We start from the raw sequence: 12,922 nt of genomic DNA, 5'->3' as shown, positions 1-12,922 counted from the left end.
AGAGCGAGCTCCAGGCCTGCCGACCACGCCCGCCACCGAAGGCGCGCGATGCCGCGCGGTCGCCCCTCGGAAAGGAGGCGTCCGCTGACAGGGCGCGTCGGTCGACGATCACGGTCATGCTGGAGGGAGGAGGACGCGGTACCGGCCGGAAGCGCGACCCGAGGCACGAGCACAGGGCGGCAGGGTGGCAGGGCGATGACCATCGACGTGACCGTGCGGCGCGAGATTCCGCTGCCACCTGAACAGGTGGCCCTGTACGCCATGGACTGGCGCCACGACGCCGAGTGGACGCAGGGCATCCGTACGGCGGAGCTGACGCGCCCGGCGGAGGGTGGCGGGTTCGGGGCGGGCGCCGAGGTCACCCGCACCGCTCGTTTCCTCGGGCGGCGCATCGACTACGTCCTGCGCGTGGCCGCGTACGAGCCACCGCGGCTGCTGGACATGGTCTCGGTGGCCGCTCCCATGCCGATGCATGTGACGTACTCCTTCGAACCGCACCCACGCGGTACCCTCGCCGCCATCCGCGTCCGGGGTGGACCCGGCGGCCCCCTCCGCCTGGCCGCGCCCCTGTTCGCCCGCCAGGTCCGCTCCTCTCTGACCAAGGACCTGCGGGACCTCGAACGCAGGCTCACCGAGGAGCAAGGAGGCGTCTGATGGCGTACGACGAGGCACTGGCCGAGCGGATCCGCGAGCGGCTCGGCGCGGATCCCGGCATCGACGAGAAGCGTATGTTCGGCGGGATCGCCTTCCTGTACCAGGGCAACATGGCCGTCGGCGTGACCGGCGACGACCTCATGGTCCGCGTCGGCCCGGACGCCACCGACGCGGCGTTGGCCCGGCCGGGGACGCGGATCTTCGACATGACCGGCCGCCCGATGCGTGGCTGGGTCGTGGTCGCGGGCGAAGCCGTCGCGGAGGACGACGTCCTGGCCGCGTGGGTCGACGAGGGACACGCGTTCGCGGCGAGTCTGGCGCCCAAGTAGCGGCGCCGGCGTGCACGCGCGACGTCAGTCCGTCAGTCGGTCAGGGGCCTGATCCAGGCCGGAAGGCCCACCGCATCCGCGGTTCCAGCACACACCGCAGCGCGCGCTGTACGGGCGGCGTGCACAGCGCCGTCATGATCGCGGCGGCGGCGAGGGTGACCACGACTTCGCCGGCCGGCCGGTGCAGCCACGCGGCGTCGTACCAGTCGGCGTACTTGGCGCCCTGGGCGATGAAGCCGTGCAGCAGATAGCCGTACAGCGTGCCCGCGCCGAGGATGGTGAAGGGCATGCGGCGGCGGGGCACCCAGGCCAGGAAGCAGGCGGTCAGGGTGATCGAGCAGCCGAAGGTGGCCAGGGTCATGACGGGGCCGTACCAGGCGGGTGCCGCGAGGGCTGTGGCGCTGTCGTTGTGGAAGAACCAGGCGTAGTTCATCCTCGGCACCGCCCAGTAGGCCAGGAGCAGCGCGCAGGCGAAGACCGGCACGGCCAGGAGGCGGGTCGCACGGCGGTGCACCAGGCGGACCTGCCCGGGCTTCAGGCACAGGCCCAGCACGAAGTACGGCAGGAACTGCAGGACCCGCTGGAGGTTGAGGTCGTCTCCGATGGACGGGGAGAGGGTCGCCGCGGCGGCGAGGGCGAAGGCCACGGGGAGCGGCCGTCGCAGCGCCTTCCAGATCGGTGTCGTCAGGCGCCAGATGAACAGGGCCATCAGGAACCAGGTCAGATACAGCGGGTCGAGGAGGCTGATCGGGCGGTCGGGGTCCTCGCTGGTCCAGCGAGTGAACAGGGTGTACGCCGTCTCGAACACCACGTAGGGGAGCGCGAGCCGGGTCAGCAGTCGGCCGAGGTTTCCCGGGGTCGGCTCGAAACCGCGCGAGAGACAGCCCGAGATGACGGCGAACACCGGCATGTGGAAGGCGTAGACGAGCATGTAGAGCGCGGTGACGGTCCTGCTGCCCTCGCGCAGGGGCTCCCAGGCGTGGCCCACGGCGACCAGCACGATCGCCAGGTACTTGGCGTTGTCCAGAAATGGGTCCCGCGCACTGGCCGGCAACGGCTCTCGCCGGGTCGCCGGTCTTGTCGCCGCCCCGACGGACGGCAGTGGCTCCTGCCGTGGTCCCGGTACGGCAGGGGCGTGTGGTGCCGGTGTGGCGTCAGCGCGGAGCATTGCCAGCACCCTAATCACACGGCCGGGCCCTCACTCAAGCGCGAGATCAGGCCAACACGGACCGAGCGGACACCTGATAACTTCTACATGACTGTAGAATCAAACGCCCGCATGGACCGTATGCACGGACCGTATGTATGGATGGAGTTCTCATGGCCCTTTGGGACCGCATCAGGGAATCCGCATCGACGATGCAGACCCAGCTCGTGGCGCGGAAGAACGACCTCAGGAGCGGCGCCTTCCGGGACGCGAGCATGGCGATGTGCGCGCTCGTCGCCGCCGCGGACGGCACCGTCGACCCCTCCGAGCGGCAGCGCGTGGCGCAGCTCATCGCCTCCAACGAGGTGTTGCAGAACTTCCCCGCCGACGACCTGCGCCGCCGCTTCGAGGAGAACCTCGACCGGCTCACCGCCGACTTCGACTTCGGCAAGGTGAGCGTGGTGCAGGAGATCGCCAAGGCGAAGAAGAAGCCCGCCGAGGCGCGGGCCGTCGTCCAGATCGGCATCGTCATCGGCGGCGCCGACGGCGACTTCGACAAGGACGAGCGGGCCGTGGTCCGGGAGGCGTGCTACGCGCTCGGCCTGCCGCCGCACGAGTTCGACCTCTGAGAAGCTCACAGGGGCGTGGCCGCGCGCAGGATGAGGACCATCGTCACCGCCGAGTTCGCGGACGACATCGCCGATACGGCCGTCCCCGCGGCCGCGCCCCACGCCGCCAGCCCCACCGAGGTGAACAGCGACGGCCAGCGCCGCACCGCCGGCGCCGGCCTCAGCAGCGCGGCCACCCGGCGCGGCACCGGCCCCGCCGCCGCGAGGCCGGCCAGGGTCGCGACCGGGGCGCCCCGGGACACCAGCGCCGCCCTGCCGATGGCGCGGGCCACCGTGCGGCGGCTGCCGACCGCCTGGGCCGCCTCCTCGTCGGCCCAGCGCTCCGCCGTGTACGACACCGCCGTACGCAGCGGGCGCAGGAACGGGTTGGTGCGCGCGGCCAGTTGGACGGTGAGCAGGAAACGGTGGTGCCGGGCGGCCAGATGGGCCCGCTCATGGGCGAACAGCGCCCTGCGCTCGGCGGGTTCGAGGTGGTCCAGCAGGCCCGTGGTCACCACCACGCGGTCGCGGCGTCCGCCGGGCAGGGCATAGGCGTACGGCAGTGCGTCGGGGAGTACGGCCACACCGGTCGCCGGCAGCCCGGCCAGTGCCCGGTGGGCGTGACGGCGTACCCGGGCGTGCCGCCACAGGGTGCGGGCGCAGGCGACGACCACCGCGCACAGCGCCGGGATCGCCGCCTTGCCGACGACCTCGTCGTACGGCACCGCCGCCCGCACCTCGGGGTCCGACCAGCCGTCGGGCAGGGGGTTGCCGGGCAGTTGGGCGGTGCCCACGACCATGACCAGGCCGAGGCAGACCGTGCTGCACGCCGCCATCACGGCTGCGACGCCGGTGAGCAGCCGGGTCGCGGTGCGGGGGTGCAGATGCTGTTCGGCCAGGCGGGCGATCGGCCAGGCCGTGAGCGGCAGGACGAGCGGCAGAAAGACGAAGACCCCCATACGGCGTTCAGTCTTCCCCTTCGCTCCGGGAGTGACCCAGCAGTTCGCGCAGCAGCCGCTCGTCGTCCGGCCCGAGCCCGGTGACGAAGCTGGCCAGCACCGCCTCGCGGTCGTTCTCGGCGTCCAGCACCCGGCGCATGCGGTGCGCCGCGAGGCCGGCCTGGTCGGAGGCGGGCGTCCAGGCGAAGGACCGGCCCGCGCGCTCCCGGGTCACCGCGCCCTTGGCCAGCAGCCGGGTCAGGATGGTGATCACCGTCGTGTAGGCGAGGTCCCCGCCGAGCCGCTCCTTCACCCAGCCGGCCGTCGCCGGGCCGTCGGCCTCCCGCAGCGCCGACAGGACCAGGGCCTCCAGCTCGCCCTGTCCCCGGCGCCGGGATCCCTGCCGGTGATCCGCCATGCCCCGTCTCCCTTCCGCTGGTGTGCCCCGTCCTGTGGGATACATCGAGCGGTACATCGTAGGGAAGAAAGGGGAAGGCCGACCGACGGGCAGCGGATACACGTGCGAGGCCGAGGCGCAGTACCCGGCCCGCATCCTCAACGCCGAGGCCAGGGCGGCGCGGGACGAACACGACCGGACGACGCCCCCTGTGTCGGGCGGGTCCGGGGCCGGGCGGCGCCGGACCCGGTGCGCACTGCCGGCGGTTCCCCGGAGGGCACCGGTCTGTCGCCGCAAGGGCGTCGTCGGGCGGGCTACGCCCTGAAGTCTTCCCTTCGTGCGACGCACAGGGCCCAGATGATGAACCCGGACATCGCGATCATGACGACCGACCACACCGGGTAGTACGGCAGGGAGAGGAAGTTGGCGATGATGATCAGGCCGGCGATGCCCACGCCGGCGACCCGGGCCCACATCGTCGGCTGGAACAGTCCGATGCCGATGATCACGGCGATCGCGCCCAGCACGAGATGGACCCAGCCCCAGCCGGTGAGGTCGAACTCGAAGACGTAGTTGCGGGTGGTGATGAAGACGTCGTCCTCGGCGATGCCCATGATGCCGCGGAAGACGGCGATGAGTCCGGCGATGGTGAGCATGACGGCGGCGAAGACCGTCAGGCCCGTGGCCCAGGCGTACTTCGTCGTCCGCGCCTGCCTCGTCTGTGGTGCGGTCATGGTGGTGCCTCGTTTCCTTGTGCGTGCTCGGGGTTGTCGGGCTTGCGGAAGCTCAAGGGCGGGAGGAGCCGGAGCCGCTCAGGACCAGCTCCTTGGCGCGGCGGAACTCGTCGTCCGTGATGTCGCCGTGGCTGCGCATCTCGGAGAGCTTGGCGAGTTCGTCGGCGCTGCTGGGCCGCCCGGCCCCGCCCGCGGCGGCGGTGTCACGGATGTAGTCGTCGAACGCCCGCTGCTGTGCCCGGGCGTGGGAGATCTCGCGGTGGCCCATCTCCTTGCCGCGGGCGATGAGGTAGACGAACACGCCGAGGAAGGGCAGCACGATGCAGAAGACCAGCCAGCCGGTCTTGCCCCAGCCGCTCAGGCTGTCGTCGCGGAAGATGTCGCCGATGATCCGGAAGAGCAGGACGAACCACATGATCCACAGGAAGAACCACAGCAGCGTCCAGAACATGCTCAGCAGCGGATAGTCGTAGGCGAGATACGTGTGCGTGCTCATCGTCTGCCTCCGTCCCGGGCGGGCGACCCGTCTGCCGTTCCCGCCGATCTCAGCGTGCGCATGCTCACCGGGAAGGGCCTCACCCAGGGCGGGTGAAGCCTGCCCGGCGCAGCGCGGACCGCCAGGCGAAGGCGACCCCCAGCTCGGCGAGCCCGAGCAGCAGCAGCCACAGGCCGACCAGCCGGGTCAGGACGACGGCGGACTCACTGGGCAGGGCCAGCACCACGATGCCCGCGACGACGCCGAGCATCCCGGCACCGAGGAGGAAGGCCCGGTGCGGCAGGCCCTTGGCCGCGAGAGCCGTCCAGGCGGTGAGCATGCCCGTCACGACCCAGACGGCGCCGACGATCAGGGAGAGCGCGGCTATCGTCTGGAGCGGGTGGCGCAGGCTGAGCACTCCGGCGAGGACGTACAGGGCCGCCGCGAGCAGCCCCAGATGGCGGTCGCCCTGTTCCCGGGCGAACGAGGAGACGAACCGGAAGCCGCCCGTCACCAGCAGATAGAGCCCGACGATCACCGCCAGGGCGTGCAGCGTCACATCCGGCCAGACCAGGGCCAGGATGCCCGGCACCAGCGCCGCGACCGCCGACCCCAGCAGCCAGAGCCATGAGCTGCCGAGCTGCGCCAGCAGCGTTTCGGCGTCCTGGCCCGGGGTGGGTTCCGTCCCGCCGGTCAGAGGATCGGCTCCGGGGTCCGGTGCCGGGTCACGCGACACGGTCATGGCTCCTCCTCGCGTGATCCGGCCGCCCGCCTCCGGGCCACCGGCGGGACGGTGTGTTCCACCCTCACCGGGCCAGCCTCGCGCGGACCGCCGCCCGCCGGGTCACCCCTGGCGGGTGATCCGCACCGGTGCCGGTGGCGATGAGGTGGGCTGGGGAAGGGCCGGCCGGCTCTGCCGGGGGGAGGAGCAGGGCGACGGACGCCCGGAAGTGGAGGGTGAGCCATGTCGGTACCGAGTGCGTTCACGGCCGCACTGGCGCCGGACGAGAGGGCGGCGTACGGCAGAGACGCCCGCAAACGCGCCTCGCGCTCCGGCCAGGGCCGCTACGAGGCGGGGGCGGACCGGTCCGACCCGATCGAGGTGATCGAGCGCCAGTCGGCCACCCGGGTCCAGGATCTGGTGCCGATCCGCTACGGCCGGATGCTGCAGTCCCCGTTCCGCTTCTACCGGGGCGCCGCGGCGATCATGGCGATGGACCTGGGCCGACTGCCCGACACCGGCCTGCGCACCCAGCTCTGCGGAGACGCCCATCTGCTGAACTTCCGGCTGCTGGCCTCCCCCGAGCGCCATCTGGTCTTCGACATCAACGACTTCGACGAGACCCACCCCGGACCGTTCGAGTGGGACGTCAAGCGGCTGGCGGCCGGCCTCGTGATCGCGGCCCGCGCGAACGGGTTCTCCGGCGCCGAGCAGGACGCCGCCGTGGCGGAGTGCGTACGGGCGTACCGGAGGCGGATGCGGGAGTTCGCCGGCATGCGCACCCTGGACATCTGGTACGCCCAGGACGACGCCGACCAGATGCGTGAGCTGATGGCGTCCTCGATGAGCAAGGAGGTCAGGCGCCGCACCGCCGAGGCGACGGCGAAGGCGCGGACCCGCACCCATCTGCAGGCCTTCGCCAAACTCACCCGGGTCACCGCCGAGGGCCGGCTGATCGCGCCGGACCCGCCGCTGATCACCCCGCTCAGGGACCTGCTGGCCGACTCGACGGCGGGCGCGGAGGAGAAGGAGCTGCAGACCGTCTTCGAGGAGTACGCCAAGACCCTGTCGTCCGAGCGCCGGCACCTGCTGCGCCGCTTCCACCTGGTGGACATCGCCCGCAAGGTGGTCGGGGTCGGCAGCGTCGGCACCCGCTGCTGGATCGTCCTGTTGCTCGGCCGGGACGACGACGATCCCCTGCTGCTCCAGGCCAAGGAGGCCCAGGAGTCGGTGCTGGCCGCGCACACCGGCGGTGAGCGCTACGACAACCAGGGGCGCCGCGTGGTGGCGGGGCAGCGGCTGATCCAGACGACCAGCGACATCTTCCTGGGCTGGACCCATGTCGTCAGCGGCCTCGACGGCCATGGCCGGGACTTCTACGTACGGCAGCTTCGGGACTGGAAGGGCATCGCGCGCCCGGAGACCTGGGACCCCGGCATGCTGCGCCTGTTCGGAAGGCTGTGCGGGGGCTCTCTGGCGCGGGCCCACGCCCGGTCCGGCGACCCCGTCGCCATCGCCGCCTACCTGGGCGGCAGCGACCGTTTCGACCGTGCGCTGACCGAGTTCGCGCAGGCCTACGCCGACCAGAACGAGCGGGACTTCGAGGCGCTCGGCGCGGCCGTCCGCTCGGGGCGGGTGCGGGCGAGGGACCTCTGAGGGGCCGATTCCGAGGGTCGATGCCGAGGGGTCAGTCGGGCAACTGCCGCATCTCCAGCACCCGCAGGCCCAGCGACTGGAAGCGCGCCAGCAGCCCGTACAGGTGGGCGTCGTCGATGACGGGGCCGTACAGCACCGTCTGACTGGACATCAGCACGTGATCCAGTTCCGGGAAGACCTTGGCCAGGGTCTCCGACACATGTCCCTCGACGCGGATCTCGTAGCGCATGTGCTGCCCTCCCGCCGGTCGGGGCCGGCAGACCCGCATGGGTTGACCTGGGGTTCATCTGCTCGTCCTGGGGTTCATCGTGCCGCCCGGGAAAGGCCCCCGCCTCACCCTGCGCAGGTGACCCGCCGTTCGCCCCGTCCGGGACGGTCGTCACAGCAGGTGCAGTTCGCGGGCGCGTCGTACGGCGTCGCCGCGGCGGTTGACCGCCAGCTTCCGGTAGACGCTCTTCAGGTGGGTCTTCACCGTGTTCACGGAGACATACAGGTCGGCGGCGATGTCCTCGGTCGACATCATCTGGGCGAGCCGTTCCAGCACGTCGTGCTCGCGTTCGCTCAGGTGCTCCACGAGCAGCGGCGCGGGCTCGCCGGACGCGGACCCCGGCAGGAGCCAGCCGACGGCCAGCCCACGCAGCGGTTCGCCGGCCAGGAGGGGTCCCAGCCAGGTGCCGGCCTCCAGGAAGGGCAGCCGCAGCCGCTCGCGGCGGGCGTCCGCGAGGGAGCGGGCGAGCAGCTTGCGGGTGGTGGCGAGGTCTCCCGCCTCGTGCGCGGCCCGCGCGCGCAGCAGGGCGGCCCGGACGAGCACCGCCGGGCCGGTGTCCGCCTCGGTTCCGAGGGCGTCGAGGAGCTTCAGGGCCGTGTCCGGGTCGCCCGCGGCGAGATGGGCCCGCGCCGCGCCCACCGCGCAGGCGGGCTGCTCGCCGGCCACCGGCTCCAGTACCCGCGCGGCCTCGTCGGGCCGGCCTTCGGCCAGGTGGGCGGCCGAGGCGACCAGTGCGGCATGGCCGCGCTCCCAGGGGGAGGCGACGTCGGCGGTCACGGCCGGTTCGGTGGCCGCCAGGGCGGCGCGTGCCCTGCCGCGGGCAAGGAGGAGACGGGCGGTGGTGAGGGAGCGGGCCGCGGCCGTCACCGGGTCGCGCGGCGCGGACCCGTTCGTCCGGTCGAGGAGTGCTTCGGCCTCGGCCAGTTCGCCGCGGTCGACGGCCACGGCGGCCAGGACCAGCCGCCCCAGTGCGGAGACGGACGCGCCGTGCAGGCTGAACCGCTCCGTCTCCGTCATCGCCGCGGCCGCCTTGCGTTCCGCCCGGGTCGGCCAGCCGTCGAGGTGGTCGATGAGCGCCAGATGCTCCAGGGCCTCCTCGCGCGGCAGCGCGGTGGCGGCACCGGCGGTGCCGTCGGCGACGGCGGTGAGCGCGTCCCGCGCCTCGTCGAAGCGCCCGGCCCACAGCCGGGTGGAGCCCAGGTGGGTCAGCAGCAGCGCGGACAGCTCCGGGTGCTTGTCCAGCAGCGGTGCGGGAACCTCCCGCTCCACCTCACGAGCGGCAACCACGGCCTGCTCCGCCCGGCCCGGGGCCCCGGCGAGCCGAGCCGCCAGCGCCTCCAGCAGAACACAGCTCATCCGTGCCGCCGCGGAGCCGGAGTCACCGGAGGCCAGCGCGTCCGCGGCGCGGTGCAGGTGGACCGACGCGGAGGCGGAGGCATGCGAGGCCGACTCGCCCTCGACAGGGCGGAAGTGGGCCGCCGCAGAGCCGGAAGCATCGGAGGCCGACTCGCTCTCGGCACGGCGCAGGCGGGCCGCCACGGAGCCCGAGCCATCGGAAGCCGGCTCACCCCCGGCACGGCGCAGGTAGGACGGCACGGAACCCGAGACGTCCGAGCCCGGCTCACCCCCGGCACCGCGCAGATGGGCCGGCACGGAGCCCGACACATCGGAAGCCGGCTCACCCCCGGCACCGCGCAGATGGGCCGGCACGGAGCCCGAGGCGGCGGAGGTCGGCTCGTCCCCGGCGCGGCGTAGGTGGGGCGGCGCATGGTCCAGGTCGTGGTGGGACAATTCGCGGGCGGCGCGGATCAGGTCCGCCGCGGGGCTCGTCGCCTCGGGGCCCATGGCGGAGAACAGCTCGGCCAGGTCGTCGGAGCGCAGGCCGGTGAAGAGCTGGCCGATCGCCAGGTCGTCGACGAGGGCGCGGGCGGTGAAGTCCCACTCCCCCGCGGCGGCGCCGTGCGCCAGCATCTCCGGCAGCAGCCCGGACCGCCCCAGCCACCGCGCGGCGCGCAGATGCAGCTCCGGTTCCAGGTCCGCGCAGCGCTCCCGCAGATGAGCCCGGAGGATCTCCCGGAACAGCGGGTGGAGGCGGTACCAGGAGTGCCCGAGGTCCTCGACGAACGCGTTCTCGCGGTGCAGCCCGGCCAGGATGGACTCCGCGTCGGTCCGCCCGGTCAGCTCGCCCGCGAGACCCACGCAGAACCGCTCCAGGACGCTGACCCGCAGCAACAGGCACTGGGTGGGCGGCGGCTGCCGGTCCAGGACCTCCGCCAGCAGGAAGTCGGCGACCGTGCTGTGCCCGGCCTCGAACTCCTTCAGATAGGCCTCCGGATCCGGGCGCTGCCGCGCGGCCAGGGCACACAGCCGCAGCCCGGCCGCCCAGCCCCCGGTGCGCTCCACGAGCGCGTTCGCGGCGTGGCCGGGCAGCCGCAGCCCGTGCCGCTCCAGCAGCGCGAGAGTCTCCTCGGGGGTGAACGCCAGCTCGGCGCCCCGGATCTCGGTCATCGCGCTGGCCGCACGGTAGCGGTGCAGCGGCAGCAGCGGATCGTTGCGGGTGACGATGACCAGCCGCAGCCCCGGTCCGGCGTGGCGCAGCACGAACTCCAGTTGCCGCGAGATCTCCGGGGCGCTGACACGGTCGTACTCGTCGAGCACCACGACCACGCTCCGCTCACCGCTGCCGAGCTGCGCGGCGAGCCGGGTCAGGGTGTGGCGCACCCGGCTCCCGTCGGCGGGCCCGTCGATGTCGCCGGCGACCGGCACGCCCTGGGTGCGCAGGGCCTGGAGCAGATGCGCCCAGAACATCCCGGGGCCCTGGATCGCGGGGTCGAGCGTGAGCCAGGCGACCGGCTGCCGCAGGCCCGCCGCCCAGTCGGCGACCAGCAGGGTCTTGCCCGCTCCAGCGGCGCCGTTGACCATCGTCAGCGGGGTCAGCAGGGCCTGGTCGAGGTGCTCGACGAGGCGCTCGCGCCGCAGGAACGTGGCGGGGCGGGCGGGCAGGGCGAACCGGGTGCGCAGGAAGGGGTCGCCCAGCGGATCGAGGTGGGGGGCGGCCGCGTCGTACGGGATCTCGTCGCTCGCTGCCACCACGTTCACCGCCCTGCGGGATCGGGGATGCCGCTCCCCCCTTCACCACCATCACAGCTTCGCCGCGTTCCCGCTCGCCAGGGGCGAACGGCAGGCCGGCGCACCCGGCACCACCCGACAGAGAGACGCAGGTCACATCGACCCATGTCACAGGGGCTCGGGCTGCCTCGTCTCGGGGGTGTGGCCACTACGACGGCCTACGACGACCAAGGGAGCACACACGATGGACGCGCGACTGGACTTCTTCACCAACCCGACCACCGCCAAGGCCCTCAAGCAGCTCATGTCGGCGGGCCGGACGATCAAGGAATCGGCGCTGCCGGCCGCGACGCAGGAGCTGGTGGCGCTGCGGGTGAGCCAGATCAACGGCTGCGCGGCCTGCATCGACATGCACACCAAGGAGGCCGCCGCGGCCGGGGAGAGCCCGGTACGGCTCCACCTGGTGGCGGCGTGGCGGGAGGCCACGGTGTTCACCGAGGCCGAGCGGGCCGCGCTGGAGCTGGCGGAGGCGGGGACCCGGGTGGCGGAGTCGGCCGACGGGGTCAGCGACGAGGTGTGGGCGCGCGCCGCCCGGCACTTCGACGAGGAGCAGCTCGGCGCGTTGCTGATGCAGATCGCCTTTATGAACATGGCGAACCGGATGAACATCATCACCCGGCAGCCGGCCGGCGCATACAAGGCAGGCCAGTTCCACTGAGACGGCGGCAGCCGCCGAAACGGGAGAGGAGCCACCCGTGAGCGAGGTCGAGGAGTTCGAGGAGCTGCGGCCGCTGCTGTTCTCGATCGCCTACCGGATTCTGGGCAGCGTGGCCGAGGCCGAGGACGCGGTGCAGGAGACCTGGCTGCGCTTCGCCGCCTCCTCGACCCGGCCCGCCTCGACGAAGGCCTATTTGTCGGCGGCGGTGACCCGGATCTCGATCGACGTGCTGCGTTCCGCACGGGTGCGGCGGGAGGAGTACGTCGGCCCCTGGTTCCCCGAGCCGCTGCTGAACGATCCGTACCAGGACCCGGCGCGCGCCGTGGAGCTGGCCGACTCGGTGTCCATGGCCGCGCTGCTGCTGCTCGAGCGGCTCAGCCCGCTGGAGCGGGCGGTGTTCGTGCTGCGGGAGGTGTTCGGCTTCGGGTTCGACGAGGTCGCCTCGGCGGTCGGGCGCTCGCAGGCTGCGTGCCGTCAGCTCCTGGTACGGGCCCGGCGGCACATGGAGGACGGGCGGCCCCGGTTCGAGGCGGACCGGCAGGAGCGGCAGGAGCTGGCGGCGCGGTTCTTCGACGCGCTGCAGGACGGCGACATGGGCGGGCTCCAGGAGCTGCTGGCCGCCGATGTGCAGCTCGTCGGGGACGGCGGCGGGAAGGCGCCGCAGTTCGCCAGGGCCGTCGTGGGCGCGCAGAACGTGGCCCGGCTGCTCACCGCCGTCATTCCGCGGCTGGCCCGGCTCGACGTGTCGGTCGAGCCGCACGAGATCAACGGCCAGCCCGGCGCCGTCTACCGCGACCGGGACGGCAAGGTGCTCCAGACCGTGGTGCTGGACATCCTCGACGGCCGGATCCAGACGATCCGCTCCGTCCTCAACCCCGACAAGCTCGGGCACATGGGTCCGGTGGCGGACGCCTGGGCACTCGACCGAGAGCTGAGGCGGACCCCGCGCTAGAGCGGACCTGGGGGAAGCGCCCTAAAGGGGCGCGGGGCTGTATCGATATGCGGCTGCCGCCGCGTGGGCGCGACCAGCCACGACGCACCCGCAGACAACAGACGGCCCTTCCAACGGAGCGTCACCGCAACGTCCGGCACCGGTCCCTCCCCTCGTGGGGACCGGTGCCGGACGGCGGGGCGGAGTGGGTCGAGGAGGACGTGGGCGGCGCGATGTGCTCGTAGCTTCTGCGGAAGCGGGAATCGGCCTCGCCGGG

General features: G+C 72.7%; 14 protein-coding genes. 6 read left to right on the top strand and 8 right to left on the bottom strand.

Translation table 11 applies throughout. The annotated features are described in order from the left end of the window. Window positions 1–195: 195 nt before the first annotated feature. Window positions 196–654: an SRPBCC family protein gene (locus tag ACP4J3_RS25490; protein WP_426538240.1), complete on the top strand. Its 459-nt coding sequence runs from the start codon at window positions 196–198 to the stop codon at window positions 652–654. Next, window positions 654–983, top strand: coding sequence for a TfoX/Sxy family protein (locus ACP4J3_RS25485; protein ID WP_426538238.1), 330 nt, complete (start codon window positions 654–656; stop codon window positions 981–983). Before ACP4J3_RS25490 ends, ACP4J3_RS25485 begins: the two co-directional genes overlap by 1 nt. Before the next feature lie 40 nt (window positions 984–1,023). Here ACP4J3_RS25485 and ACP4J3_RS25480 read toward each other — a convergent pair whose 3' ends face one another. Beyond that, window positions 1,024–2,151, bottom strand: a complete 1,128-nt coding sequence (locus ACP4J3_RS25480; RefSeq protein ID WP_426538236.1) for an acyltransferase family protein — start codon at window positions 2,149–2,151, stop codon at window positions 1,024–1,026. Window positions 2,152–2,303: 152 nt separating this feature from the next. Between ACP4J3_RS25480 and ACP4J3_RS25475 the strand changes: the two genes are divergently transcribed. Further along, window positions 2,304–2,759, top strand: a complete 456-nt coding sequence (locus ACP4J3_RS25475; RefSeq protein ID WP_426538234.1) for a tellurite resistance TerB family protein — start codon at window positions 2,304–2,306, stop codon at window positions 2,757–2,759. A 5-nt stretch (window positions 2,760–2,764) separates the two neighbouring features. On the opposite strand, the gene ACP4J3_RS25470 is transcribed toward ACP4J3_RS25475, so the two are convergent. From ACP4J3_RS25470 to ACP4J3_RS25450, 5 genes are all read right to left on the bottom strand, one after another. Then, a complete protein-coding gene (locus ACP4J3_RS25470; protein ID WP_426538232.1) occupies window positions 2,765–3,697 on the bottom strand; it encodes a M56 family metallopeptidase in 933 nt (310 codons plus the stop codon). 7 nt (window positions 3,698–3,704) lie between these two features. Continuing rightward, entirely contained in the window at window positions 3,705–4,094 is a 390-nt protein-coding gene (locus tag ACP4J3_RS25465; protein ID WP_426538230.1) for a BlaI/MecI/CopY family transcriptional regulator, read from the bottom strand. Between the two features lie 293 nt (window positions 4,095–4,387). After that, a complete protein-coding gene (locus tag ACP4J3_RS25460) occupies window positions 4,388–4,807 on the bottom strand; it encodes a DUF7144 family membrane protein (protein ID WP_426538228.1) in 420 nt (139 codons plus the stop codon). 52 nt (window positions 4,808–4,859) lie between these two features. After that, window positions 4,860–5,303 carry an SHOCT domain-containing protein gene (locus ACP4J3_RS25455; RefSeq protein ID WP_426538226.1) on the bottom strand — a complete coding sequence of 148 codons (444 nt, stop codon included), beginning with the start codon at window positions 5,301–5,303 and terminating at the stop codon, window positions 4,860–4,862. Window positions 5,304–5,382: 79 nt separating this feature from the next. Continuing rightward, window positions 5,383–6,024: an HdeD family acid-resistance protein gene (locus ACP4J3_RS25450; protein WP_426538224.1), complete on the bottom strand. Its 642-nt coding sequence runs from the start codon at window positions 6,022–6,024 to the stop codon at window positions 5,383–5,385. A gap of 222 nt (window positions 6,025–6,246) precedes the next feature. Here ACP4J3_RS25450 and ACP4J3_RS25445 point away from each other — a divergent pair, with 222 nt between their 5' ends. Further along, entirely contained in the window at window positions 6,247–7,659 is a 1,413-nt protein-coding gene (locus ACP4J3_RS25445) for a DUF2252 domain-containing protein (RefSeq protein ID WP_426538222.1), read from the top strand. Between the two features lie 31 nt (window positions 7,660–7,690). Here the strand turns inward: ACP4J3_RS25445 and ACP4J3_RS25440 are convergent, their stop codons facing one another. After that, a complete protein-coding gene (locus ACP4J3_RS25440; protein ID WP_426538220.1) occupies window positions 7,691–7,888 on the bottom strand; it encodes a hypothetical protein in 198 nt (65 codons plus the stop codon). A gap of 150 nt (window positions 7,889–8,038) precedes the next feature. After that, window positions 8,039–11,017 (bottom strand): LuxR C-terminal-related transcriptional regulator, encoded by a 2,979-nt coding sequence (locus ACP4J3_RS25435; RefSeq protein ID WP_426538218.1) that lies wholly within the window; start codon window positions 11,015–11,017, stop codon window positions 8,039–8,041. A gap of 223 nt (window positions 11,018–11,240) precedes the next feature. Between ACP4J3_RS25435 and ACP4J3_RS25430 the strand changes: the two genes are divergently transcribed. Together ACP4J3_RS25430 and ACP4J3_RS25425 are read left to right on the top strand one after the other, a co-directional pair. Beyond that, window positions 11,241–11,714 (top strand): carboxymuconolactone decarboxylase family protein, encoded by a 474-nt coding sequence (locus tag ACP4J3_RS25430; protein ID WP_426538216.1) that lies wholly within the window; start codon window positions 11,241–11,243, stop codon window positions 11,712–11,714. A 37-nt stretch (window positions 11,715–11,751) separates the two neighbouring features. After that, entirely contained in the window at window positions 11,752–12,666 is a 915-nt protein-coding gene (locus tag ACP4J3_RS25425; RefSeq protein ID WP_426538214.1) for an RNA polymerase sigma-70 factor, read from the top strand. Window positions 12,667–12,922 lie beyond the last annotated feature (256 nt).

Source organism: Streptomyces sp. UG1, assembly GCF_049974585.1.
GTDB lineage: Bacteria > Actinomycetota > Actinomycetes > Streptomycetales > Streptomycetaceae > Streptomyces.
This window is presented reverse-complemented; position numbering and strand designations above follow the sequence as displayed.